The organism is Streptomyces sp. NBC_01257 (assembly GCF_035917255.1).
Lineage (GTDB): Bacteria > Actinomycetota > Actinomycetes > Streptomycetales > Streptomycetaceae > Streptomyces.
Window position 1 is genome coordinate 1,185,724 of sequence record NZ_CP108472.1, and the last position, 25,968, is coordinate 1,211,691.

15 protein-coding genes are annotated in these 25,968 nt (G+C 68.5%); 9 read left to right on the top strand and 6 right to left on the bottom strand.

The annotated features are described in order from the left end of the window. Nucleotides 1-7: 7 nt before the first annotated feature. Entirely contained in the window at nucleotides 8-763 is a 756-nt protein-coding gene (locus OG408_RS05170) for a (5-formylfuran-3-yl)methyl phosphate synthase (RefSeq protein ID WP_266775894.1), read from the bottom strand. A 485-nt stretch (nucleotides 764-1,248) separates the two neighbouring features. On the opposite strand from OG408_RS05170, the gene recA reads away from it, so the two are divergent. Together recA and OG408_RS05180 are read left to right on the top strand one after the other, a co-directional pair. Next, nucleotides 1,249-2,325 (top strand): recombinase RecA, encoded by a 1,077-nt coding sequence (gene recA, locus OG408_RS05175; protein WP_326668481.1) that lies wholly within the window; start codon nucleotides 1,249-1,251, stop codon nucleotides 2,323-2,325. Nucleotides 2,326-2,579: 254 nt separating this feature from the next. Further along, a complete protein-coding gene (locus tag OG408_RS05180; RefSeq protein WP_326668483.1) occupies nucleotides 2,580-3,233 on the top strand; it encodes a hypothetical protein in 654 nt (217 codons plus the stop codon). A 273-nt stretch (nucleotides 3,234-3,506) separates the two neighbouring features. On the opposite strand, the gene OG408_RS05185 is transcribed toward OG408_RS05180, so the two are convergent. Next, nucleotides 3,507-5,573, bottom strand: coding sequence for a hypothetical protein (locus OG408_RS05185; protein WP_326668484.1), 2,067 nt, complete (start codon nucleotides 5,571-5,573; stop codon nucleotides 3,507-3,509). 259 nt (nucleotides 5,574-5,832) lie between these two features. Beyond that, on the bottom strand, nucleotides 5,833-6,024 hold the full coding sequence (locus tag OG408_RS05190; protein WP_326668486.1) for a hypothetical protein: 192 nt from the start codon (nucleotides 6,022-6,024) through the stop codon (nucleotides 5,833-5,835). 128 nt (nucleotides 6,025-6,152) lie between these two features. On the opposite strand from OG408_RS05190, the gene OG408_RS05195 reads away from it, so the two are divergent. The 3 genes from OG408_RS05195 (at nucleotide 6,153) to OG408_RS05205 (ending at nucleotide 9,119) form a co-directional block, all read left to right on the top strand. Continuing rightward, nucleotides 6,153-6,644, top strand: a complete 492-nt coding sequence (locus tag OG408_RS05195) for a very short patch repair endonuclease (RefSeq protein ID WP_326668488.1) — start codon at nucleotides 6,153-6,155, stop codon at nucleotides 6,642-6,644. A gap of 235 nt (nucleotides 6,645-6,879) precedes the next feature. Beyond that, complete coding sequence (locus OG408_RS05200; RefSeq protein WP_326668489.1) at nucleotides 6,880-7,875, top strand: DNA cytosine methyltransferase; 996 nt, start codon at nucleotides 6,880-6,882, stop codon at nucleotides 7,873-7,875. Between the two features lie 173 nt (nucleotides 7,876-8,048). Beyond that, entirely contained in the window at nucleotides 8,049-9,119 is a 1,071-nt protein-coding gene (locus OG408_RS05205) for a DNA cytosine methyltransferase (RefSeq protein ID WP_326668491.1), read from the top strand. A 71-nt stretch (nucleotides 9,120-9,190) separates the two neighbouring features. On the opposite strand, the gene OG408_RS05210 is transcribed toward OG408_RS05205, so the two are convergent. Genes OG408_RS05210 through OG408_RS05220 form a run of 3 tightly spaced genes read right to left on the bottom strand, consistent with a single transcriptional unit; the run spans nucleotide 9,191 to nucleotide 13,250 of the window. Then, nucleotides 9,191-10,111, bottom strand: a complete 921-nt coding sequence (locus OG408_RS05210; RefSeq protein WP_326668493.1) for a DUF6339 family protein — start codon at nucleotides 10,109-10,111, stop codon at nucleotides 9,191-9,193. Next, nucleotides 10,108-11,103, bottom strand: coding sequence for a hypothetical protein (locus OG408_RS05215; RefSeq protein WP_326668495.1), 996 nt, complete (start codon nucleotides 11,101-11,103; stop codon nucleotides 10,108-10,110). The genes OG408_RS05210 and OG408_RS05215 overlap by 4 nt, the downstream gene beginning before the upstream one ends. Further along, nucleotides 11,100-13,250 (bottom strand): helix-turn-helix domain-containing protein, encoded by a 2,151-nt coding sequence (locus OG408_RS05220; RefSeq protein WP_326668497.1) that lies wholly within the window; start codon nucleotides 13,248-13,250, stop codon nucleotides 11,100-11,102. Before OG408_RS05220 ends, OG408_RS05215 begins: the two co-directional genes overlap by 4 nt. 451 nt (nucleotides 13,251-13,701) lie before the next feature. Here OG408_RS05220 and OG408_RS05225 point away from each other — a divergent pair, with 451 nt between their 5' ends. From OG408_RS05225 to OG408_RS05240, 4 genes are read left to right on the top strand one after another with little or no spacing between them, the layout of a single operon-like run. Further along, entirely contained in the window at nucleotides 13,702-18,465 is a 4,764-nt protein-coding gene (locus OG408_RS05225) for a DEAD/DEAH box helicase (RefSeq protein WP_326668499.1), read from the top strand. Continuing rightward, nucleotides 18,462-20,396, top strand: coding sequence for a UvrD-helicase domain-containing protein (locus tag OG408_RS05230; protein ID WP_326668501.1), 1,935 nt, complete (start codon nucleotides 18,462-18,464; stop codon nucleotides 20,394-20,396). Before OG408_RS05225 ends, OG408_RS05230 begins: the two co-directional genes overlap by 4 nt. Further along, entirely contained in the window at nucleotides 20,393-23,725 is a 3,333-nt protein-coding gene (locus OG408_RS05235) for a helicase-related protein (RefSeq protein ID WP_326668503.1), read from the top strand. Before OG408_RS05230 ends, OG408_RS05235 begins: the two co-directional genes overlap by 4 nt. Beyond that, the gene (locus tag OG408_RS05240) at nucleotides 23,722-25,587 is read left to right on the top strand and encodes a DUF1998 domain-containing protein (RefSeq protein ID WP_326668505.1); all 1,866 of its coding nucleotides are present in this window, start codon (nucleotides 23,722-23,724) and stop codon (nucleotides 25,585-25,587) included. Before OG408_RS05235 ends, OG408_RS05240 begins: the two co-directional genes overlap by 4 nt. Nucleotides 25,588-25,968: the final 381 nt, after the last annotated feature.

Consider the following 25,968-nt stretch of genomic DNA (forward strand, 5'->3'; position numbering starts at 1 on the left):
CCGGTGGTCAGTTCAGGGCCGGGACGTCGGCGGCGAACTCCCGGGCCTGCCGGTCCATCTCCGCCCGGAAGGCCGCGACCAGGTGCGGCTGAATCGTTCCGGCGTTGCGGTCACCGCCCGAGCAGACCGCACCCCGCACCCCGACGATGTCCGTGCCGATGCGGGTCAGCTGACCGAGATCTGCCTGCTTGACGCTGCCCGCGAGTGCGGCGAACTGACCGGCCGCGTGGGCGCGGCGGACGAACTCGGCGCAGAGGTCCGGCGGAACATGGTCGAACAGCCCGGTCCCGTCCTTGATCGCGGTGTCCAGCATGGCGGCGTCGGCACCGGCGCGGGCCGCGATGTCGGGCAGGGCGAGCGGGTTGACGCAGCCGACACGATGGGCGTCGGCGTAGCCCGAGGCGACGACGAGCGCGTCCGGACGGTAGTCCTTCACCGCGCGGACAACCGCCCGCATGACCTCGACACCCTGCTCGGGAGTCGTGCATCCGTACAGGCCCACCTTGATGTACGTGGCGCCGGAGACGGCCGCGCCGAGCGCGGCCTGCGCCACGGTGCCGGGCTTGTACGGCACGTCTCCCACGGTGGCGGACACCGGTTTGTCCGCCGGCACCGCGTCGCGGATCTCCCGGATGACCCAGGGGAAGTTGGCGCCGAGAGAGCCCTCGTCGGGCTTCTTGACGTCGACGATGTCGAGGTGCTCCGCCGCCTTCGCGCAGGCGAGCGCTTCCTCGATGCCGTCCGGGGAGATGAGAAGCAACACCGTGAACTCCTTCCGCCGCGAGTCCGCCCGGCCGGGGCAGGGGGAACTGCGGATCGATGGTTCATGTGCGGTGCGCTCATCATTTCCGTTGCCCGCGCGCACCGGTAGGGCGTGCGGAGTTCCCCGGGCGGCGCGTGTGTGCACACGTATGTCTCCGCGTACACCGGCGCGGACCAGAACCTGTTGAACCGTGCCGAAGCCTGCCGCACTCGTGGGCGCGCCCCTGCGCGCTGACGAGTTCCGGCGACCGGACTGGAGGATCCCCACCGGGTACGACCGCATGGCCGACCGCCGGCCCGGCCGCGGCCCGCCTCCGGAGCGGTCCGGCGCGTACACCGTCCCGCTTGCCTCCGTTTGGTACCTTTCAATGGACACGTAAATCGATCGGATGTTCGTTTCTGGATCTCCGACACGTCCGTTGTCGGCAGCAGACGCCCACGTTCTCCGACGTGCGGCGGGCCACTCAATCGGACCGGGTGAAGCTCATGGCAGGAACCGACCACGAGAAGGCGCTGGACACCGCGCTCGCGCAGATCGAGCGGAAGTTCGGCAAGGGTGCGGTCATGCGCCTGGGCGAGCGGCCGAACGAGCCCATCGAAGTGATCCCCACCGGGTCCACGGCGCTCGACGTAGCGCTCGGCGTCGGCGGACTGCCGCGCGGCCGTGTGGTGGAGGTGTACGGACCGGAGTCCTCCGGCAAGACGACGCTGACGCTGCACGCGGTGGCGAACGCGCAGAAAGCCGGCGGCACGGTGGCCTTCGTCGACGCCGAACACGCCCTGGACCCGGAGTACGCCAAGAAGCTCGGCGTCGACACCGACAACCTCATCCTGTCCCAGCCGGACAACGGCGAACAGGCGCTGGAGATCGTCGACATCCTGATCCGCTCCGGCGCGATCGACCTGATCGTGATCGACTCCGTCGCGGCCCTGGTGCCGCGTGCCGAGATCGAGGGCGCCATGGGTGACTCCCACATGGGCCTGCAGGCCCGTCTGATGAGCCAGGCGCTCCGGAAGATCACCAGCGCGCTCAGCCAGACGAGGACGACGGCGATCTTCATCAATCAGCTCCGCGAGAAGATCGGCGTGATGTTCGGCTCGCCGGAGACCACGACCGGCGGCCGCGCGCTGAAGTTCTACGCCTCGGTGCGCCTGGACATCCGGCGTATCGAGACACTGAAGGACGGGACCGACGCGATCGGCAACCGCACCCGTGTCAAGGTCGTCAAGAACAAGGTCGCGCCGCCCTTCAAGCAGGCCGAGTTCGACATCCTCTACGGCCAGGGCATCAGCCGCGAGGGCGGTCTGATCGACATGGGCGTGGACAACGGCTTCATCCGCAAGGCCGGCGCCTGGTACACGTACGAGGGCGACCAGCTCGGCCAGGGCAAGGAGAAGGCCCGCGCCTTCCTCAAGGACAACCCCGGCCTCACCGACGAGATCGAGAGGAAGATCCTCGAGAAGCTCGGAATCGCAACATCGGCGAAGGCCGCGGCCGCCGACGACACGGACACCGTCCCCGCCCCTGCTGTCGCCGTGATCCCGACGGGCAACGCCACCTGACGAGCGTGGGTGCTGACCGGCCGGAGGTCAGGCCTCCGGCCGGTCAGCACCGCGGCGTGCTCCGGGCCGAGGCGCCCACCGACCTCGCGCACCATGTGCGGTGTCGCGGTGGCGGTAACGGCCGCGAGGCACCGGCGTTCGAGGTAACCTCCCGCCGGCCCTTCCGGCAGTTCGTCGGCCATGAACGGCGGCCGGTCCGTCAGCTCTGATGCGACTACGCTGACGCGCGTATCACACCTGCTGGAAGGACACACGTGGCCCGCCCTTACGCCCCTGGCCCAAAACAGTTCGTCTTCGCCGTCGGTGACGGCAACGACCAGCAGGTCTCCGTGGGCGACCCCCAGGAAGCGTACGTGGCATTCTCCGCGTTCTTCCGGGATCGAGACTCTGCTACTTACACCATCGAGGATGAACCGGCGGAACAGAGCTTGGTGCTCATGCCCGGACAAGGCGTGATCGCCCGGATCGAGGCGGCGGACACACCCCGGTCGGAATACCTCCGGGTGGACAGGGGGAATCGCTACCTTCCGAGCGCGATGCTCTTCTTCGAGAACGGATACACCGGCCTCGACCACTTCGGCCAGTGGTTCCCGGACCTCGCGGACCTCGACGCGTCACCGGAGACTCGTGGCGTTGCTCGCGCCGCCACGATCACGACCGAGGCCGCGGCAATCAAGGAAGTCGCCCGGATCTGGGCAGATTCGGGCATCGTAGACCCGAGCAACCAGTACTACGTCTTCTTCGACTCACATGACGTCGGCGATGACCGGGCCGAACGGGCCGAACTGCTCAAGTTGATCGAATTCCTCGGCATCGAACGAGTCGACGCCCCGGCCGAGGCCGCCGATGGCGAAGTCTGGGTACGCACCGACCCGCGCCTCGACGCCGAATTCGAACGGTGGTCATGAACAGATAGGCCGGATCGAGTTGCCCAGGCCGGCTCACCTGCTGCCGTGCAGCGCGGTCCGTCCTCTGTCTCTGTGTGAAGCCGCCGGAACACGGGGCCCGCTCAACATGACCGCCCGCGAGCGACCCTGGTCAGCCCAGGAAGCTCAGCCGCACCTGACGGTTGGCGTTGTCCTTGTTGGTGTCCGCGAAACTCCGTTAAGACAACTGTCAGCGTACCTGTCGATCCACCCCTCATAGGTGCGCTCGCTGCCCGATGCAGGGATGGGCGACGCCTAACCGGGTGGCCATGGCAGGTCGACGTGGCGTGCCCGGAGCACGTCACGAATCGGCTGGAGTGCCCGGAGTACCAACGCTCCGGGCGTTGCACGCACATCACGTTCTACTTGAGCGAGCTGTCGCTCGAAGTACCTGAGTATGTTGCTGCCGACCTCAAACCCGAGCACCTTGGCCGTGCACTGGATGGCACGTCGAACGTGCTCCACGCGCAAGAGCAGGTTCGACATCGCCACAGAGTCGGAAACCTTCAGACGTTCTGTGAGCAGGTCCGCTTCGCCTAGCACCTGCGCTGCTCCAACCTCGATAACACTGTAGGCAGCCAAAGCTGGTGCAATTTCGGCATTTAGGAGCACATTCATCATCAGAGGCACAGCGTCATCCGGCAAGAGCATCTTCCCCGCTTCGCCGACCTGCCCAAGGACCGCTTCGACCCAGGCACGATCGACCAACAGCGGTAGCGTTCCGCCTTCCTCTCTAATTTCCCAACGGGCCACTTCCGGCGCATGAGGTGCGGCAGCCGCCACTGCGCCGAGAAGGTCGAGGATGTTTCGAGATGTGATGTTGCGGACCGTCAAAGTCAGCTTGCCGGGGGCTCTCCGCAACTTCAGCAGGTGCACTCCCGTGGAGCCGACGGCGTCACAAATGAGCAGGTTGCGGGTGCTCTCTGGAACGGCGCCCCGGGTGAACGGATCGTTGAGCGTAGCGACCGCAAGGGCTACTTCGACCCCATGGTCAAAAGCCCTGCACACAGCCTGCGACCACTCCGCAGCCGCCAGGAGATCTTCCCCATCTACCGGCTCGCCTGCAAGCAACGCCGTACCCCGTTCCGCATCCCACGAGACCTCGCAATGGCCTATCGGGTTCCGCCACGCGGTCTTGATCGACGAAGCGAGGGCGACGCATATCGGCTGCTGTGGATGTCTGCGCAGCAGATCGAGCAACGGCCCGAGAGTCAGGTATCGGTCAGGAGCCACTGCAGCGGGCCGTGACGCGACCGCCGTGGGCGGCAGGAGGTTCATCAATGCCAGCGTTACTCGCGCGGTGCGGCGTACATCGCCTTCCATCGCGTAACGGTACGCATTAGTGACGGAGTCCAATCGGTACTCGTCGTTCTGCGAAGCAGAAATTTCTTCATAAGCTTTCGATACCCCCGTGAATGCCATCCACAATTCGGGTTCTGCATCCCAATAGGACTGCAGGACCTGAAGGCAGCCGGCCTCGTCGGACTTGAGTGCTTCGACGACCAGGTCGCGAGTTTCGATGGCAACTCGATGGGCTTCCAGCGGGAATGCATTCGTGCCCAAGTGGACCAGATGTCGGCGTAGGGACGGGGTCAGTGTCGTCGAGCTATTGATGAGATGCGCCGACTGCCTGCGTAGACGCTGGTCGAGTTCCTCTTGGGCACTGCTCCAGGCTGCAGTGAGCCTGGCAGTGAATGTGAGGCCGTCCCCCTCCGCCAGCTCGGCTGTCGACAGCTCCACCCAACGTTCGTAGACGAGTCCTGTGCTGGTCACCGAGGAGCACGAAGCATTCAGCAACGCCGCGCTCGTCTCGTCCGCCACAATTCTGTGCAGACGAGCCGTCTCCCAAAGTCCTGCGTCCCACTGGTTGATCGCACAGCCCAGCACTGCCGCTCCAAAGCGCCTTGCACTGTCGACCAGTTGCTCAGCAAGGGCAAGCTCCCCGACCTGATCATCCGGAGGCAGGAATCTGCTCATCTCGCCGAGCGTCGCATGCATGCTTGCCCAGAGTTCACACATCTCGTCGGCCCACCCGGGCAGCCTTCTCCCGACAGACTTCGACGTGCGGTCACGGCACGAAACCACCCGCTGCGTTGCATCACGCAGCCAAGTCCATTGTTGCGGAAGCCCTGCTTCGAGAAGTACCGACCTCCACTGCTCCACTGTGAGCGGAACCCAACCACTGTCGCCCTGGCCGCCGCGGTTCGACTGACGCTCAGCCTCAAACCGAGCCAGCCGCGATGGCAGAACACCTTGCAGCACCCTGCCCAACTCAGATTTTGTAATGGTGAGTTGATCGGGGAAGCCTTCGGCCTGTTCCATTCACGGATGGTTACACACTGCTCCCGAGGTCGTCACTGGAATTCGCCTGAGACGGCCTCGTACGATCGGCGCTGGGCTTCGGGGAAGAGCACGGCCGTGCTCATGCAGCACGCGCTTCGGGGACGCGGCCCCGAAGCCAGCTCCCTGCCGGTCTCCTACAGGTTCCAGTATGACCGCCCGCCCACGACGCCAATGCGGAGATCGTGTATGTGGTCAGCCAGGGCTGTCCTCGGGATCAGATCGCGGTCAGCGACGCCTTTCAGCTGAGGTCCCCCGTCTCCACCAGTTCAGCCACCGCGTCCTCCGCACGGCGCAGCACGATTCGGCCGTCCCCCGCGCTGTACGCGACGATCTTACTCCCCGGCCCGAGGCCAGCCTCCGCGAGAACGCCCAGCGGCAGCTCGACCTCGCCTAGCTCGCCGATCTCCATTTCCGTCGGTTCACGCAGCATGGCAGGAAGTCTCGCACGTCTCAGGAGCACCTGGTCAGGGGTTTGCCTGCAGTACGGCCGGGCCGCCCGCCCCTGGAGGGGCGGTCGGCATGGCGAGAGGATGTGCTCACGCGTATTCTTTGTGCCCTATGACCAGCAGCACGCCGAAGCCTGCCGAGGGGCCCGCCGGCTGGACCCCTCCTGAAGGGTCCTGGGCGTCCTCGGCCGGCAACCGCCGCAGCATGCTCGCGAACCGGGGCCGCGACACCGGCCCCGAGCTGGCGCTCCGATCGCTCGTACACGCTGCAGGACTTCGCTACCGGGTCGCGGCGAAGCCGCTGCCTGATATGCGCCGTACCGCCGACCTGCTTTTCCGCCCCACCCGGGTCGCGGTCTTCGTCGACGGCTGCTTCTGGCACGGTTGCCCAGAACACTTCACTCCACCGAAGACCAACCCTGGCTACTGGCGAGAGAAAATCGACCGCAACATCCAGCGCGATCGTGAGACTGACGCACGCCTGGCGGATTCCGGCTGGCTCGTGCTTCGCTTCTGGGAGCACCAGTCGGCGGAGGAGGGGGCGGCTGTCGTGTACGAAACCGTGGTCTCTCGGCGGAAACATTGCAGGCCTCCGACCGCGTAGTGGGCGGCATAAGGCGGTGCGCTGCGGCCGCGCCTTCTCGCAGGTCCCGCGTGGTGCGCTTCTCGACGGTGGACTCCACTCAGGAGGGCGAGGGCATCATCGCAGTCGCCGACTCCTTGCGTCGTGGGCTGACCAGGCATTTCCACGGAGGAGGAGGGGAACAGCGCCCCGACCACTCATGATCGACTCCTCTCGACTGTCGACTCTCAAAGCCACCGATGTACGACGACCATGAATGGTGACCATGGAAGAACCCCTGGCCGGACGGCTCGGCTGCCTGGCGGTGTGCGCTGGCGCCGGCGGCCTCGTGCTCGGCCTCGAACAGGCCGGGTTCGACCCGGTTCTCCTGTTGGACAACCGTCCCGTGGCCTGCGAGACCTTGCGCCTGAACCGGCCGCGGTGGAAGGTCCTCGAAGCCGACTTGCTGGACTTCGACCCCGTCGACCACCAGGAGGTTTACGACGTCGACCTCCTCGCCGCCGGTCTCCCCCGGGTCAAGGCGGCCGCGGCGGTCGGGCGGCAGGACAGCGACGTGGAGATCCGTCTACTCGAAGCGACAATCATGCTCATGCACGGTGTGCAGCCTCGGGCCCTGCTCATCGAGAACGTTCCCGCCCTCGTGTCGGCTCCCGCGTACGAACCGATCCGCTCGTACGTCGCAAGCGAGCTCCAGCACCTCGGTTACCGGCATCGCTGGCTCGTCGTCAACGCGATGGACTACGGCGTCCCGCAAGATCGCAAGCAGGGGATACTGGTGGCGTTCAAAGGGGGCGGTCTGGACGGTTTCACCGCTCCGGCCCCCTCCGTGCCTCCGCCCACGGTGGGCGAGTCGCTCGCCGCCTCCATGGCCGCGCGGGGCTGGACCGGAGCGGCCGCATGGGCGGCAGGGGCGGACCGCGTCGCTCCGACTCTGGTGGGCGGATCATGGAACCGCGGCGGAGCCGACCTGGGCCCGACCGGGTCGAAGCGCTCCTGGGCGCGGATGGGCGTGAACGGTGGAACCGTCGCCGATGAGGCGCCCGGACCGGCCTTCCGTCTGGACGCCAGCGTCTCCAATAACAAGGGGCTGGTACCGCTGACTGTCGAGCAGGCGGCACTGCTGCAGGGCTTCCCCGACGAGTGGGCTTTCGCGGGACGCAAGACAGCCCGTTACCGACAGGTTGGACATGCCTCGCCGCCGCCGGTGGGCCGAGCCCTCGGCCTCGCGATACGGGTAGCCCTCGGCAACTGAGTCGCTCGCATCCAGTACTCGGATCCGGCAGGTGAATCAGCCCCAACGCGCTGGCCGAGCGGGTAACCTGTGGGACCGATGGTGGACAAAACCGCTGGTGACGAGCGTCTTGCGATCCCTCCGCATAAGGCTGCCCCACGCATCGAACGAATCGCGCACCGACAGGAGATCAAGTGAGCCGCTACGAGATCGTGGATCTCTTCGCCGGCCCCGGCGGGCTCGACGTGGCGGCGCACCGTCTCGGTATCCCGGTGACCGGAATCGAGTGGGACGCGGACGCGTGCGCCACGCGTCGCGCGTACGAGGCGAGCCTCAAGAAAGAGGATCCGCACGTGCTCACCCTGCAGGGCGACGTCCGGCTCTTCGGGCCTGAGAAGTTCCCGACGGCCAACGTGCTCACCGGTGGCCCGCCGTGCCAGACCTTCACCGTGGCCGGCGGCGGCGCGGGGCGCCGCGCGCTCGACCAGGTGCTCGCGTTCATCGAGCGCATGGGGGACGGTGAGGACGTCCGCGACGACGTCGCACTGCTCGATGACGAGCGCACCGGGCTCGTCTTGGAGCCTCTGCGCTGGGCACTCACGGCGATCGGGCGGGGGGAACCTTACGAGGCCGTGATCCTCGAGCAGGTCCCGGCGGTTCTCCCGGTCTGGCAGGCGATGGCGACGGTCCTCCGCGCGAAGGGCTATTCGGTCGCCGAACCGGAGATCCTGCACACCGAGGAGTACGGCGTGCCGCAGACACGCCGCCGAGCTGTCCTCGTCGCTCGGCTACAGATCCCCGGCAACCCCGTCGAAGCCCGCCTCCCTCAACCCACCCACCAGCGCTATCGCAAGGACGTCTCCGCGATCCCCCAGCCCCCGGCCGCCTTCGCGCCCTGGGTATCCATGGGAGAGGCGCTAGGCCAGCACGACTTCACCGTGGTCTCCAACTACGGCACAGGCGGCGACCCCAAGGCGCGCGGCCGCCGCACGGATAAAGAACCGGCGTTCACCGTCACCGGCAAGATCTCCCGTAACCGGGTGCTCAGGGTACGGGACGGAGTCGAGCAGGACAGCCGCTTCGGCAACGAGGAGGCGGGCCTTCTCCAGACCTTCCCCCGCTTCTACCCCTGGAGTGGCAGGGCCATCGCCCAACAGATCGGCAACGCGATCCCGCCTCTCCTCGGTGCCCACATCCTGACGGCGGCCCTCGACCTGCCGTTGCGCGCCGACGGCAAGATCTCGCTGGGCTACGACGGCTTCTGAATCAGTGGCCTGAGGCCGCTACCCGGAGACAGACCGAGCTCTAAGGATTGCCCCGCGAAGCCTCGGCGGCGCTACTCAGCCGCCGGGCTCGAGAGGACTCCGCCCTGCGACCCAGGTTCCGATGGGCTCTCCTTGCCGCGTACCGGGGCCTCAGCGAAGAGTTCACGGAACTGGTCGACGAGGGTCTTCACGGATTCCTCCGGCGCACGGTCCTCGTCCGGGCCACCAGGGATGACGCGCCGGCTGGCGGGCCTCGCATACTCTGCACCGTCGACCCAGGCGCGAGCATTCGCGGGATCACGCTCCACGTCGGGTGCCAGTGCGTCGAGGAAGAGTGTCGAGGCGGCCGCGTTGACGGCGGCGAGGAGGGCGTTGGTTTCGCGACCGGTGCTGACCGTACCGTCGGACAGGAGGCGTACGACGGCCTGGGCGGTCGGGCAGTGGTCCATGACCTCCAAGCGGAGGGCCGTGTTCATCATCTCCTGGTTGCCGCAGGCCGTGACGACCGGCCCGTAGTCGGGACCGTCACGGAAGAGTTCGGCAGCCCACCACAGACGGGCGAACGCCTGCTTGTAGTGCGGTCCCTTGAAGCGATCGACAGGGATGGGCGCCGGCTCCGCGCGCCGCGCGCCGGAGCGGGTGTGTCGCCAGTGCACGTAGTCGGGGGCGGCGCCGAGTGCCACGTAGTTCCACAGTCCGGGGTCGGCGGCCTCGACGCGGGTGAGGCGCAGGGTGGCGTGCAGGCGCGGGGCGAGCCAGGCGTCGGCGCCGGTCCTGTTCACGCCGAAGCTGTACATGGCGTCCTCGACGAGGTCACGAATCCGCGCCAACGAGTAGCGCCGTTGCTCAGGGAGGGGTTCGGCGACCTGGTTGAGCTGTATCGACCTGACGTCCTCCTGGCCCGCGAGGAACCCCTCCGTGAGGAAGAGGCCAGCGCTGCGGTCAGGCAGGAGCTTCAGGTACTCGGGCTGATGGGTCGGCTTGCCGGTCACGCGTCCTCGTCCTCTCGGCGCAGTCGTTCGAGACCGCGTACGGCCTGGACGACGGTGGAGCCCGCGCCCCCCTTGCGGGCGGCGGCGTAATGGATGCGGGGCTGGATGTCCGTCCATCCGCTGGCTCCGACGCGCCGTTCATGCAGCGTGCGCAGCGCGGTCTCGAGCGGCTGGTCGGGGAGGATGTCGGGGAGCATCTCGCGCAGTACGGAGCCGCGCCAGCCGCCCGGAAAGATCGGGCGTTCCCGTTCGTCGAGTTCGAGGTCGCCGATGGCGGCGTGGAAGACCGCGAGCCAGATGTCCGAAGCCATCTGTGCTGCCAGGAGTTCACCTACGGCGCCTTCGATGCCTCGTCCGTTCGCGTCCAGCAGCGTCTCCATGCCCTCCACGTCGGTGTTGACGTGGACGGTGGGAAGTTTGCCGGACGGGTCGATGACCCATGGCGCGTCCTTCATCTGCCGCAGCCAGGAGGGGCCTTCGGCGAAGCTGTGCCGCTTGGTCTCGAACGGCCGGTCGCGGACGGGTGCGTCGGCGGTGACGTCAACGAACCAATCGTCCTCCGACTCACCGACGATCCTGCCGGGTACTCCGTCGACGGTGGCGACGACCTGGGCGGAGAGCCGGCCTCGGTCGGCAATTTCCGCGCGGGCGATCCGCAGTTCGCCGGTCCAGCGGCAGGGGTCGTCGGCGGTAGGCGCTAGGCGGGCGGTCAGCCGTGTGTTGGTGGCGCTCTCAGTGAGCAGTGCGTAGACCTCGAGGTCCGCCCAGGGGGCGTCGGCGCGGACGGCGCTTTCCGGGATGGTCGCGGCGACCTTGACAGCGGCGGTGTCCCAACCCTCGGTCTCGGCCGTCCCGAGAGTCAGCACGCGGTCGATGATGGAACGCGCCGAGGAGGCGAGCGGTTCACGTGGGGTGTCGGGGGCGAGGACGCTGGCCGCGTCGATGGTGACGGTCGCAGCGGCGCGCAGTCGCGGATAGGGGTAGATCTTCATCGCGCTTCCCCTTCCACGAGGTCGAGTTCGACGACGAGGCTGGAACGGTGGCCACGTACGGGTTGGCTGGCAGGGTCGGTGATCGCCCGGAAGACGGCGCTGCGGGTACCGGGAGTGAAGTGCAGGGCGCCATCGACGACCTCGCAGTCCCGTACGGATTCCAGCTCGGCCCAGGCCACCTGCGGGTTGGTGCCGGAACGGACGGCGAGCGCCGCGGTCGGTCGGGCGCGCCAGCCGTCGCCGCCTCGCGGGACAGTGATCTCTCCGGTGATCTCCCAGGCGCCGTCGGCACGGATGACCGGCTTCAGATCGGTCAGCGTCGGCCGGGATCCGGGTTTCGCGTGCTGCTTCCCCTTGCGCTCGGCCTTGGGCGTGATGAGCTTGGCGAGGTTGCCGCCGTCGCGCTGCGCCTTGCTCTGCCGCTTGGGCTGAGCGAGGAGCCCTTTCACCTGGGCGTGGGCGGAGTGGAGCATCGTCGTGATGCGGCGGTGGGCGCTGGGCGCGTAGTCGTTGGTCAGATCCTCGGTTTGGGCCCATTTGTTGTGCTCGGGGGGCTCGGCGGCACGCAGGAACGTCTCTGCTTCCACCGCGTATGGAGCCTTCTCGCCCGCCGCCGTACCGGTGAGCAGGACCGCCTGGAAGGGGTTGGCGCCGAGCGGGATGCCGGGGACGGCCCTGGACCGTACGGTCATCCGATTGCCTCGCATCGCGGCCATGACGTTCACGGTCTCCTCGCCGTCGACCGCGTCGGTGACGAGGAGTACGGCCTCGTGTTGGCCGGTGGTGGAGCGCCCATCGCGACCTGGGATCCTGAGCGGAATAGAGGCCTGAGCTACCTGACCTGCCTCGGTGAGGCGGTCCACGGTGGTTCCGTCGAGGAATGCCTTGAGGGCACGGGAGCGGGAGGGCTCGGTCACGGCAGGGTCGATCCGCTCTTCCGGAATCAGCTCCTTGCCGTCGCGCAAGGAGCGGACGGACGCCTCCAGATGCGGGCGGACTCCGTCGGCTGCTGTCATGGCGGCCCAGAAGTTGCGGCCGAGGGCGGCTTTCAGCCGTTGGTGCATGCGGCGGAGCTCATCGCCGCCACCAGACGCGGAGTCATCGGGGTCTTCGTCATCGCCCAGCGGCACGCCCTCGGCGAGCGAGGCGATGTCGTGCGCGCCGACGACGAGGAAGGACGTACCGGGTTCGTCGCCCTCACGGGACAGGTGGAGCCGGCGAACCATCTCCTCGTCAGCCCACCACGAGCGGGCGATCCGAGCGCCTTCGGTGTCCGGGTCGGCGCGGCCGAACCACGCAGGTCCGGCCAGGGCCTCGTCGCCGATACGGCGCCAGGGCAGCTCCAGACGGCCGACGACACGTCGTTCGGTGCGGCCCTCGTAGGGCTCGGAGAGGGTGGAGTTGATCAGGACCATGCCGAGGCGGCTGGTTCCCCAGAGCGTGGCCTTGCCGAGGCCGTACGAACCCCCGGCGGTGGCACCGGACTTGTGACTGTCCAGGGTGCGGCGGACGACGGCGGCGTATCGGCTGTCGTCGTACTCGTCGCCGGTGAGCCCGGAGGCGTTGTAGTCGTCGACGCGGAGGAGGATCAGTCGGTCTCGGTCATGCAGGTCGCGCAGGCCGGCGCGGACGGAGCGGGTGACCTTCTGGTCGCGGCCTTGGGTGACGGCCTCGTAGTGCTTGTACAGATCGTCCCACTGGATGGCGGCGAGGAAGTCGGCGAGATTCTCGCCGGTGAGCTCATGGAGGGTGAAGCGCAGACGCACGGGGCGGCCGTTGTCGGGGAGGCGTTCATCGAGGCTGTTCTGGCCGGTCTCGCGCGCGAGGACCTCGACGTCGGCGTCGAAGGCGAAGGTCGCCGCGTTGCCCATCTCGCGGCCTCGGTCAGCGTGTTCAGGACGGTGGTACCAGCCGATCGGGAGGCCGGCCGTGGTGTCCGTGTTCCTGGTGCTCATGGTGGCCATGTCCGTGCCGAGGGCCTCAGCAATGCGCGCGGCCACCTCGGTACGCGGCGTGGCGCGCTTGGTCACCCAGGCCGAGACCGCCGCACGGGTGACGCCGATCTCGTCGGCCAACTCCGTCTGGCTCTTGCCCGTGAGTTTCAACTGCCGGGCCAGCCAGGGGCCGAACTCGGTTCCCGTCTCCATGCTTCACACCCGCTCGGGTAGACGTCGACGCTGGTTGCGCGGGTCAGCGTACCCCAGGCGCTTGACGAGAGCCGTGGATGTCAAAGAACCTTTGACAGGCCGCCTGGCGTCTCCCTCTATTGGGGTCGTGCCGTACAAGGAGCGACATGACCGACCCCCTTACTCGAGAAACCGGGGGTTATGATTCCGCTTCAAGGGCCCCGCCAGCCCCCGGACTTGGCAATTCCACATCTCGTACCGGATACACCTTGCGGCACACGGAGGCGGCACCCTACGATAATCGCCATCCGGTTGGAGAGGGCTGGCCGAATAACTTTCCCAAGGGACAGCTCTGCCTTTATCGCACACCTTTCCGCTCCCTTTCGCTTTCAAACATGCCGCGTCAACTTCCCCCTCCTCGACTTTCCCCCACTCCGTTTCGTTTTCTTTCACTTGTTTCGATCGGAGTAACATGAACAGCGTCCCCCCGACGGTCGTCGGCACCATCGTTGACCAGTCGGAACGCGTGCTGCGGACATACGCCGTCGACCCGGGTCTCATCCCCGAACACGCGAACTCTGAGCGTCGCATCACGCAAGGCGGATACGGGGACCGACAGCTCTTCGAACTGGTGCAGAACGGCGCCGACGAAGTGGCTGCCGAACCGGGCGGGAAGGTACACGCGGTCCTTACCGAAACGCACCTCTACTGTGCGAACCAGGGAACTCCGGTCACCGCCGAAGGCGCCGAGACCATTCTCCGCATGAGCGTCTCGAAAAAGCGCGGGGGGCAGATCGGAAGATTTGGCGTCGGCGTGAAGTCCGTCCTCGTGGTCACGGACGCCCCGCAGTTCTTCTCGACCACCGGATCCTTCGGTTTCGACCGCGCCTGGGCGCTGGACCGCATCCGTGCGATCCCCGAGGTGGCGACTGCCCTCGGCGACGAGTTCGAGGCGCCGGTCCTCCGCATGGCCCGCTCTCTGGACGAGACCGACGAACGGGCCTCGGACCAGATCCTCGACGAACTCCTCAACGAGTACACGACCGTCGTACGCCTGCCCCTCCTGGAAGGCATGGCCGACCGGTTGAGTGAGGACATGCTCGGCCACACCGGGAAGGGACGCCCGCTGGGGCGCGAGCAGTTCCCTGCCGGGTTCCAGCTGTTCTCCCCGCATGTGGCCACGGTGACGTTGGAGGACCGCAGGCAGCGACCGATCCAGCGCCGGGTCCTCACCGTCACGCACGACGGCGCCCGTCACCGCGTGCACGAGGTCCGCAGTCTCAAGGCAACGCCGGAGGAGTCCGGTTGGCTGGTCTTCCGCACCAGCCACGAGCCGTCCGTCGCCGCCCGCAACGACGCCGGCGAACTGCACGACCGCTTCAGCCTGGAGCTGTCCTGGGCGGTCCCCGAGTTCACCGTCGACAAGCAGAAGGGCCTTCACCAGGCGCAGTCCGGCCGTGGGCGCTTGTGGTCGTTCTTCCCGACCAAGTACCAGATGACGCTGACCGGCATCCTCAACGGCGCGTGGAAGACCAACGAGGACCGGCAGAACCTCCTCGACGCCAGCCCCTTCAACAACGAGATGCTCCGTGTCGCCGCCGAACTCGTGGTCGACTCCCTGCCGCAGCTCGCGCCCGCTGAGGACCCGGCCGCTTACCTGCCGCTGCTGCCCGGCCGCGACAAGCAGGTCGAGACGATCACCTGGGCCGACCAGCACCTGATGCGGAACATCTGGACAGCTGCCGCCCGTCGCCCGTCCTTGCCCGACCAGACCGGCACGCTACGGGTCCCGACGGACCTGAACATCCACCCCGCCCTCGGCAAGGACGAGTCCCTCCCCCGCTGGTTGCGGACGTGGCACGAGTACCCCGGCCGGCCGACTGACTGGCTGCACCCCTCCGTCGAGGCGACGACTGTGCGCTCCGGCAAGGTCGAGCACATCCTGTCCGCCGCGGGCAAGCAGCGTGCGACTCTGCGGGACTGGCTGGAGGCGCTGGTCGCCGACGGCACGCCGAAGGCGTCCGCGGCGGCGCTCACCATCGTGGCCGACATCGTGGAGACGAAGCCGGAGTTCGCCGCCGAGGCACGAACGGCGAAGGTCCTGCTCACGGAGGACATGGGCATGGTGCCGCCCGCCGCCGGTCAGATCTATCTGCGCAGCGACGACAGCTCCCTGCGCGAGACCCTGACCTACGTCCACCCCGAGCTGGCCGCCGACCCGGAGGCCGCTCGCGCCCTGCGGACGCTGGGGGTGCGGGAGGCGGACGCCGAGGGCCGCTTCCTCTCCGTGCTCGAGGCAGGCTTCGCCGGTTACGGGCCTCGCCAGTGGGAGCAGTTCTGGGACCGCCTGCACCGGGCCGGCAGCGACCGGCTCGGCCACCGGATCCTGCAGAAGGTCGGCGACGCGGCTTCGGCGCTGCACGTCCGTACGGCCGCCGGTCGGTTCGTTCCGGTGCGGGACGTGATGCTGCCTGGCGCGGTGGTCACCGCGAAGTCCGACCCGACGATCGCGGTCGATCTGACCTTCCACTCCGACGACCGCTCGTTCTTCCGCGACCTGCGGCTCAGCGATCGGCCCACGCCTGGCCACGACGTGTCCAACGCCTACTGGTTCGACGGTTACCGGGAGGCGCTGCGCCAGATCCTTGCCCGGAAGCCGGAGTACGCCAACCGGAAGCCGAGCCTCACCACCATCAAGGCCGAGGGGTCCCCCGTCGGCGGCCCCTTGCACCTGCTGGAGCGGATGTCGGAGGAGGCCCGTGCCCGGTTCCTCGCGGAACTGCCCGACGAGGCGCTGATCGACTTCTGGACCGTGCAGATCGGCGGCCGCTCCAGCACCCGGCAGCAGGTTCTCTCTCCCCTCCGCTGGATGCTGCGCGAGCACGGCCGCGTGCGGACGTCCCAGGGGGTCAAGCCACTCGCGCAGGCTGTCGGGCCGCAGCTGGCCGAGTTCGGCGCCTTCCTGCCGGTGGCCGACCTCCCGGCGGAGAAGGCCCGCAAACTGCACCTGGCCACCTCTCTGGAGGAGCTTCCGAAGGGTCGCTGGGAGGAGCTCTTCTCCGAACTGGCGAGCAGTGAGGACGACGCGTTCGTCGGCTCGATGTACGTCCTGCTCACCCGTCGGGAGCTGGACTTCCCCGATGGGCTCACCCGCTGCCGTGTCGGCGACGCCTGGGAAGCCCGTGAGGACGCCGAGATCGCCGTCGCTTCCGACGCCGCCCAGTACCGGTCCCTGCGGGTGGAGAAGCAACCCGCGCTCCTCGTCGGCTCCGCCGAGGACGCGGAGCTCATGATCGAACGTTGGAACATGATCCCGTTCAGTGACGTGATCAGCGTCGAGACCCGGCATGTGGCGGGCGACGAGCCCGTACAGCTCGGAGAGGTGTTCCCGTCACTGCGGAAGGTCGCCGCGAGCAGAATCTCCCAGTACTCGCTCGTGCGCTGTACCGAGCTGGAGGAGGTGACACGCACGCCCAACGGCGTCACGCCCAAGCAATTGGTGAGCGCATTGCTCGGGTCGCGAGTGCTCGTCGCCGACATGGTGAAGGACCGCCTCGGCATACTGATGGCCGTCGACAAGGAACTGCGCCTCGGGTTCGGTGCCAACGGCTGCAAGACGCTCCTCGCCGACGAGCGCAGGGACGCCGCGGACAAGGCGCTCCGTGAGGCCCGAAGGCGCGTGCGCGACGCCGAGGGCATCGTCGACAAGCTGCTCCTGCTGCTCGGCGCGGATGTCCTCCGCGAGCGGCTCCCGACGACCTTGCTCTCCGCGGAGCGAGCCGCCCCCGGCGGCAAGCAGTCCGCGCGTCGCATCGCTGAACTCGCCTTCTACGTACACGAGGACGGCATCTTCCAGGTCCACGCCCGCGATCTGCAGCAGCGCTATCCGGACGCCCCCAGTGCCTACCACGGTTCCGCGGCCGCTGTCCGCTTCGTCACCGAACTCGGCTTCCCCGGCTCGTTCGCCGGCTTCCGCGTCCCGACCCTGGAACCGCGGATCGACGTCGACGGTCCGCGCGACTTCCCGCGCCTGCACGCCTACCAGGAGAGACTGGCCGACAACATCTTCGCGATGCTCGACCGGCTCCAGCCGCAACGGGCGATGCTGTCGCTGCCGACCGGCGCGGGCAAGACCCGTGTAGCCTCCGAGGCCGTGATCCGCTGGATCAAACAGGCTGGCGAGCTCTCCGGTCCGATCCTGTGGATCGGCCAGACCGAGGAGCTGTGCGAACAGGCCGTGCAGAGCTGGAAGTTCGTCTGGGAGAAGGCCGGCGGCGCCGGGCCGCTGGCGATCAGCCGGCTGTGGCATACGCGCGAGGCAGGGCCGGTCGACGACCGGCCGCACCTGGTCGTCGCAACGGACGCGAAACTGGACATGGACACCTGCTTGGCCGATCCGTCGTACGCCTGGCTGCGGCAAGCCGCGCTGGTGATCGTGGACGAGGCGCACACCGCCACGTCGCCGCGTTACACCCGCATCCTCGCGCAGCTCGGGCTCACCTCCCGGCAGACTGACCGGCACCTGCTCGGCCTGACCGCGACCCCGTTCCGCGGGCGTAGTGAGGAGGCGACCCGCCATCTGGTGGAGCGTTTCGGCGCCAACCGCCTCGACGACGGCGTGTTCACCGGTGACGACCCGTACGCCGAACTGCGTGGGCTGGGCGTCCTGGCCAGCGCCGAGCACCGAGTGATGGAAGGCGGTTCCATCACGCTGAGCCCCGAGGAGATTCAGCACGCGGACCAGATGAAGGTGCTGTCCCGTACCGCCGAGCTCCGGCTCGCCCAGGACCATGACCGCAGCGCCCGCATCGTCGAAAAGATCGCGGAGATGCCTGAGGACTGGCCGGTCCTGGTCTTCGCGACCTCCGTGGACCACGCCAAGACGCTCGCCGCCCAGCTCAAGGAGCTGGGCATCAGTGCCGCCTCCGTCGATGCGGGCACCTCGAAGAACGACCGGCAGACGCGGGTGGAGAACTTCCGCGCACGTCGTACGAGGGTGCTGACCAACTTCGGCGTCCTCACGCAGGGCTTCGACGCCCCGGCGACGCGCGCCGTCGTCGTCGCCCGCCCCGTGTACAGCCCGAACGTCTACCAGCAGATGATCGGGCGCGGCCTGCGCGGACCGCTGAACGGCGGCAAGGAGACCTGCCTGATCCTCGACGTCCGCGACAACATCGTGAACTACGACCACAACCTCGCCTTCACCGAGTTCGAGCACCTCTGGAGCGGTCAGTGATCCACCCTCGTCCGGCCGCGCCGCCGCTCACCGACGAGCAGCGCGCCGTGGTCGAACAGCCCTGGGACGCCCGTCTGCTGGTCATGGCGGGCGCCGGGGCCGGCAAGACGCACACGGTGGTACGCCGTCTGGACTACCTCGTCGGCGGCGGCGATCCGGACGACGCCCTCGAGGCGGGCGAGATCCTCGTCCTCAGCTTCTCCCGCGCTGCGGTACGCGATCTGACCGACCAGATCGCCCGTCACGGAGAGCGGGCGAACCGGGTGCGGGCGCGCACCTTCGACGCCTGGGCCCTCGACCTGCTGCTCCGTACCTATCCGGACACGGACTGGCATGCCGAGTCCTTCGACGACCGGGTCAGGGCGGCGGCGAGGGCCATCGCCGCCGGGGCCCTGGAAGCGACTGAGGAGGGCCCGCCGGCGCATGTCGTGATCGACGAGGCGCAGGACCTGGTCGGGGACCGCCGCAATCTGGTGGAGACCCTTCTCGACAAGCACCAGGAAGAACTGGGGTTCACGATCGTCGGCGACAGCGCCCAAGGCATCTACGGATTCCAGGTGCCTCCGGAGAACCGGGCCGCGGAGAACGGCTGGTTCTTCGACTGGCTCCGCGATTCCTACCTGGACGACCTGGTGGAGCTCGCACTGACCGCCAACTTCCGTGCCCGTACGACCGACTCGCGCACCGCCCTGCCGCTCACCCGCCGTATACAGCGGCTCGGCCCCGACGCCGCCGAGGCCGAACGGCTGTATCGGGACCTGTCCGAGCGGACCGCCGACCTGCTCGGCTTCGACTCCCTCGACGACGAACTGCTCCTCCTCGCCCTCCGGGAGAACCCGACGCCGACGGCGATCCTCACCCGCGACAACCGCCAGGCACTCGTGGTCTCCGAGCGCCTGCGCGGCCACGGTGTCCCCCACATCCTCAAGCACAAGCTGGAGGACAGATTCGCGCCCGGCTGGATTGCCGGCCTACTGGCTCGGACGGACGCGGGCGTGCTAGCGAAGGGCCGTTTCGACACGCTGTTCGGCGAGCTTCACCCGCCTGCCGGTGTCGACCTTGACGAAGCGTGGCGGGTCCTGCTGCGGTACGCCCGCGCGGGCTCCGGCCGGGCCGAGCAGATCGACCTCTCCCGAGTCCGCGACCTGATCGCAGCCGGCAGGTTCCCCGAGGAGCTGGCCCCCGCCGACTCACCCCCGCTGACCGTCTCGACCGTCCACCGGGCCAAGGGCCTGGAGTACGACCGCGTCGTACTCCTCGACCCGCCGGACTGGTCGGCGCTGCCGAACATGGTCAAGGACCCCGCCGAGTTCGATCCGGTGGCCGAGGTGCGAGGCCTATACGTGGCGATGACACGGGCCCGTGACGAGCTGCTGCACGTGCCGGGGCCGGAAGTGCGGCAACTTCGCACCGAGCGCTCGTGCGGCCGCTCCTACCTGGGCGGGTTCAAGTCCTGGCAACGCAAAGGGCTGCGGCTGCGCGGCCGGGATGTCCGGCGGGACGCCCCGCCGGGCCATGGCGCCGACGCGGACGCGGACCCGGCGGGGCTCCAGGACTACCTGCGCCGCGCGGTCCGTCCCGGCGACCCGGTGACCCTCATGGCGCCGCTGGTGTTGCCGGAGGGGGACGGCCAGAGCCCGCGCTACCTGATCCGCCACGGGTCGGATGACCGGATCGTGGGCGAGGTGTCGGAGGCCTTCCGGCGTGAGCTGTACAAGGTGCTGAAGGTGAGCGGAACGTGGGACGTCCGCTGGCCCCCGAGTATCACGGGCGGTCACGTGGACTGCCTGGAGGCGATCGCCGGCGCCGCGTCCGTCGCCGCGGACGCGGGCGTGGCGGGCAACGGGGTGTGGACGGCGGTGCGGCTGGCCGGTCTCGGCACGTTCGTGTGGCCCGAGGGTGACGACAACAAGGACGAGGAGCAGGCGTGAGCACGCAGAACGGGCGGTACGCCGCCCACTACCGGGTACGCGACGGTCTGGTGGACCGGTTGCGCCGTGAGCTTCTCGGACCCGACGGGCCGGACCATCCGGACCGCGAGGAGGTACTCACAGACGACGCCCCCGTCGCCAGGTACCCCATGGGCGTCCTCTTCCCGCGTCGGGCAGAGGCCAAGGTCGGCCCTCCCATCACTCCGGGAGACGACCCGAGCGCCGACGACCACGCCGCCGAGCTGCGTGGCAAGGCGGCCGATGACGACCGGGCAGACGCCGCACCCTCCGCGGCCGGGCAGCGCAGGCCCTCCACGCTGGGGGTCACCTTCGCCGTCCACCCGGATCTGGCCCCTCGCATCGTGATCACCGTGCGCGGTGCCCGCTACGAGCCCGTCGACGCGGATGGCCGTCCGGTCGCCGCCCGTCGGGCGCAGGCGCGGACGACCGACGCGCAGACGGAACACTGGCGGCGTCGGGAACTCGACCTCACCCCGGTCCCGGTGGATGTCACAGTCACGGACCCGGGCACGCTCCGGGACATCGAGGGCGGACTGAAACTGTCGGTGCGGGTACGCCCCGTAAGCCCGGAGTCCGGCACCGTCACCGTCACCGTCACGCTCGTCAACACCGACGTCGTCTCCGAGCGGGATCTGGCCGACGCCTTCGCCGTCTTCCAGACCGGGCTGACCGCACGAGGTGAGAACGGCACCGGCTGCTTCGTCGAGCGGCGCGCCGTAGGAGGCGCAGACGACCCCGACGTCCGCACGAGTCGTCTCCTGTACCGGCACGTCCCGACCTTCGCCGTAGGCCACGGCTGTGCGGCCGAGTGGGACTGGCGACCCGCTCCCGTCGGCGTGGCCGAGATAGAGGATGCGGCGGTGGACGAGATCCGCACGGAGTTCGTACCCAGTCACGAGGTACTCCTTACCGAGTCCAACCCGGCCATCGACGTCTCGGCGCTCGGCATGACCGGCCTGGCCCGCGGTACAAAGTCGGCGGTGGTAGGCGCGCTGACGCGCCTCGCAGACGGTTACGAGCAGTGGATCGCGGCCCGCGAGGCGGACGCGAAGGCCCTGTACGGCACCGCCCACGAGCCCGCCGCCCGCGAACGGATCACGGACTGCTTCGACGCGCTGGAACGAATGCGCGCCGGCATCCGTCTGCTCGCCGACAAGCCGGACGTGCTGCGCGCCTTCCAGCTCGCCAACGAGGTCATGGCGGCCCAGCGCGCCCGCAGTGCCTGGATCAAGGACGGGAGGAAGGGTGAACCCGATCTGGAGAAGGCCGCCTGGCGCCCCTTCCAGGTCGCTTTCATGCTGCTCTGCCTGGCCGGGATCGACGATCCGGACCACCCCGACCGATCGGCCTCCGACCTCCTCTGGTTCCCCACCGGCGGTGGCAAGACCGAGGCGTATCTCGGCATGATCGCGTTCACCGCGTTCCTGCGCAGGAAGCGCCTGGGCCCGCGAGGCGGCGGTGTCACCGTCCTCATGCGTTACACCCTGCGCCTTCTCACCCTTCAGCAGTTCGAGCGCGCCTCGATCCTGATCTGTGCCATGGAGGAACTGCGCCGCCGCAACGAGGACGAACTGGGCATGGAGGAGATCTCGATCGGCATGTGGGTGGGCAAGTCGGCCACGCCCAACACCCTGGAGTCCGCCGCGGAGCGGCTGACCAGGGTGGCTGGCGGCCAGACACTGCAGACCGAGAACCCCGTCCAACTGCACGCCTGCCCCTGGTGCGGCGCGGGCCTTGACGCTGGCGCCTACGAGGTAGACGAGCTCGCAGCACGTATGCACGTTCGCTGCCCGAACGCTTCCTGCGCCTTCCATCGCGACGGCGGCCTGCCGGTACACGTCGTCGACGAGGCCGTGTACGCGGCGCGCCCGACTCTCGTGATCGCCACGGTCGACAAGTTCGCCTCTATGCCCTGGCGCCCGCAGACCGCAGCGTTGTTCAACCTGGACCGGGGCCGAGGTGACCTCCAGGAGGGCACCCCGCCCCCAGAGCTGATCGTGCAGGACGAACTGCACCTGATCTCCGGGCCGCTCGGCACGCTCACCGGCCTGTACGAGACGGCGGTGGACGTGCTCGCCGGCCGTCCCAAGGTGATCGCCTCCACTGCGACCATTCGCCGCGCGGCCGCCCAGGGCCTTAGCCTCTTCGACCGCTCCGTCAAGCAGTTCCCACCGGCCGGCTTGGACGGCCGCGACTCCTGGTTCGCCGTCGAGACCCCGCGCGAGAACAAGGCGGCCCGCCGCTACGTGGGCCTCTTCGCCCCTGGCACCAGCCAAGCGACCCTCCTCATCCGCACCTACGCCGCCCTCCTCCACGAGGCGGCACGCGCCGACTGCCCGGACGACGTACGTGACGCGTACTGGACCCTGGTCGGCTACTTCAACAGCCTCCGGCTGCTCTCGGCCGCCGAACTCCAGGTCAACGACGACGTCGTCGACCAGCTCAAAGTCCTCGCACGCGCTGACAGTTGCGCACCACGCGACAGCAGCGGCTACGCAGAACTCACCAGCCGCGTCGACGCGAGCGTCATCCCCACGCGCCTCAAGCAGATCGAGAAGCCGCTACCCCATCCGGACACCGTGGACGTCCTCCTCGCCACCAACATGATCGCGGTCGGGGTCGACATCGACCGGCTCGGCCTGATGGCCGTAATGGGCCAGCCGCAGACCACCGCCGAGTACATCCAGGCCACCAGCCGTGTCGGACGCCGGTGGCCCGGACTGGTCGCCGTCATGCTCAACGCGACTCGCTCCCGGGACCGTTCGCACTACGAGAACTTCACCCACTTCCACTCCGCGCTCTACCGTGAGGTCGAGTCGACGTCGGTCACCCCCTTCTCAGCGCGCGCCCGCGACCGCGGACTGCACGCCGTGGTGGTCGCCCTGACCCGCCTGACCATCCCCCAGGCTGCCGACGACGAGGCGGCCGGTCGCATCGCCCGCTTCGCCGACCACGTACGCGCCGACATCAAACCGCTGATCACAGCACGTGTCCGGAAGATCGACCCGCAGGAGGAGCAGGCCACCGAACTGGCCGTCGAGGAGTTCATCGGCTACTGGCTGGCACTGGCCGAGGACCACCCCAACCTGGTGTACGAGCCCAAGCGCGGCCGATCCGGCAAGTCGTTGCTGGCCCCGTTCGACGACCGGGCGGAGGGCTCGGAGGCGTGGGAGACGCTGTGGAGCCTGCGCGACGTCGACGCCGAATCCAAGCTCTTCCTGGAGCCGAACAGTATCGCGCCCAAGGGCAAGTTTTCCGACTCTGCCGCCCCCTCGACCGACTCGACCACCCCGGAGGCCTCCGCATGACCCAGCCACGTCGCCGCCGGCGCACCGGCTCAGACCTGGGCAGCGCTGCGCCGCGCCGCACCTACCCGGTCAAGGGCGCGGTTCGCCGAGCTCAGATGATCACCACGTACGGGGTGGGCGGACTGATCGCCGTCGACAACGAGTCCTTCATCATCTCTGGCCTCGACAACGCCGACCGGTCGTGGTCCCGTCACGAAGCGCAGACGATCACCGAACCGCGCCTGGCCAGCCTCCTCGGCGTCTCCCACTTCCGGCTCCCACCCGCATCCGGCGACGAGAGCGAGGACGGCGTCCGGGTCAAGCGGTTCCCCTGGTGGCAGTCCTGCTCCAAGTGCGAACTCCTAGCCCCGTACAAGGACTTCGGCAGCCCGTCAGGCAAATCCGTCTGCCCGACTTGCTCCGACAACCCGCTCGTCCCCTCCCGCTTCGTGATGGCCTGCGAGCACGGGCACATCGAGGACTTCCCGTACTGGAAGTGGCTGCACCGGAAAGAGCGCGGGGAGGGCGCGAGCGGCGGGAAATGCGGCGGCGTCATGCGGCTCCGGTCGACCGGCACCACCACCTCACTGCGCTCCGTCATCCTGTCGTGCAGTTGCGGCGCATCGGACATGTCCATGGAGGGCTCCTTCCGGCAGCGCGCCCTCAGCGACCTGGGTATCACCTGCTCCGGCCGCCGGCCGTGGCTGGACGCCGCCCCCGCCGAGCACTGCACGCAGCCCCCCCGCACGCTCCAGCGCGGTTCCTCCGCCGTCTGGCAGCCGGTGCTGCGCTCGGCGCTGTCCATCCCGCCGTACAGCAAGGACGACGAGCTGACGCGGACCGTCCTCAACAACCGCGAGGACCTCGCGGGGTTCACGGACCCCGAAGACCTGCGCCGGGCCGTGCGGATGCTGTTGAAGCGAACGGACTTCGACCTGAACGTCGTCACGCGACTGCTCGAGGACGACGCCCCCGGTCAGGACTCGACCTTGGAGGAGCGCTACCGCCTGATCCTTCGCGGTGAGTACGACAGCCTCGCCGCGGGCAACGCCACCGAGGTGGAACAGCAGGACCACGACGAGGACTTCGTCTGCGTCCCGCCGAAGGCGGACCTCGGTCTGCTCGCCCCGTTCGGCCTGACCGATCCGATGCTCGTCAAGCGGTTGCGCGAGGTCCGCGCACTGACGTCCTTCACACGGATCGTCGACGCGCAGTCGGCGGGGCCCACCCACCAGGCTCCGCTCTCGCTCCAGCGCAAGAGCTGGCTACCTGCCCTTGAAGTACGCGGCGAGGGCGTCTTCCTGCGCCTGGCCGAGGACCGACTGCGCGCCTGGGAGCGCGACACACAGGCCGCCGCCCGTATCAGCGAACTGCACGCCAACCACACGGAGATGTTGCGCGAATACCACGCGGGCGAAGGCGAACCCCACCCCTCCCCCGCCTCTCCCCGCTACACTCTGTTGCACACCCTCGCGCACGTCCTGATCACCGAGTGGAGCCTGGACGCCGGCTATCCCTCCTCTGCCCTTCGGGAACGTCTGTACTGCGACCACGACATGGCGGGACTGCTCGTCTATACCGCCACCAGCGACTCCGCTGGCAGCCTCGGCGGACTCGTCGCCCAGGGCGAGCCGAAGAACTTGACCGACATCCTGGAATCCGCCCTCCGCCGCGCGTCCTGGTGCTCGGCAGACCCCCTGTGCATCGAGTCCCGCGCCACCGGCGTCGGCGGCGCCAACCACGCCGCGTGCCACGCCTGCGTGATGCTCGCCGAGACCAGTTGCGAGGCCAACAACCTCCTCCTCGACCGGGCCCTCCTGGTCGGCACACCCGACGACCCGAACCTGGGGTACTTCACCCGGACCATGGATCCGGCCATGTGACAGCCCCCCGTCCCTCAACACGTGTTCTTCGGCGGCTTGGAGGGCTCGGGCTGTGAGCCCGAGCCCTCCAAGCCGAGCTTCAGGCCCGAACGTGACGAGCAGCTTCCCCTCGCGCGCACCTTGCAGCCGGTATTCAGGGAGTCGAGAAGTTGCGGCCGAGGCGGTCCACCGCAGCGGCGACGAGACCGTCGTAGGGCCTTTCTCGTCGCCAAGCCACGGCCCGAGCTTCGGGCGGTTCATTGGGCGGGCGCCCGACACCTCCCAGTCGTCGGCCCAGCAGATGACGCGATCACCGACGGCCCCAGCCGCGACCAGGATGTCCCCCTGGCGTTCGCGCGACGAGGTCGCCAGCTTGCAGGACAGGCGGGCGCGCGCCAGCGG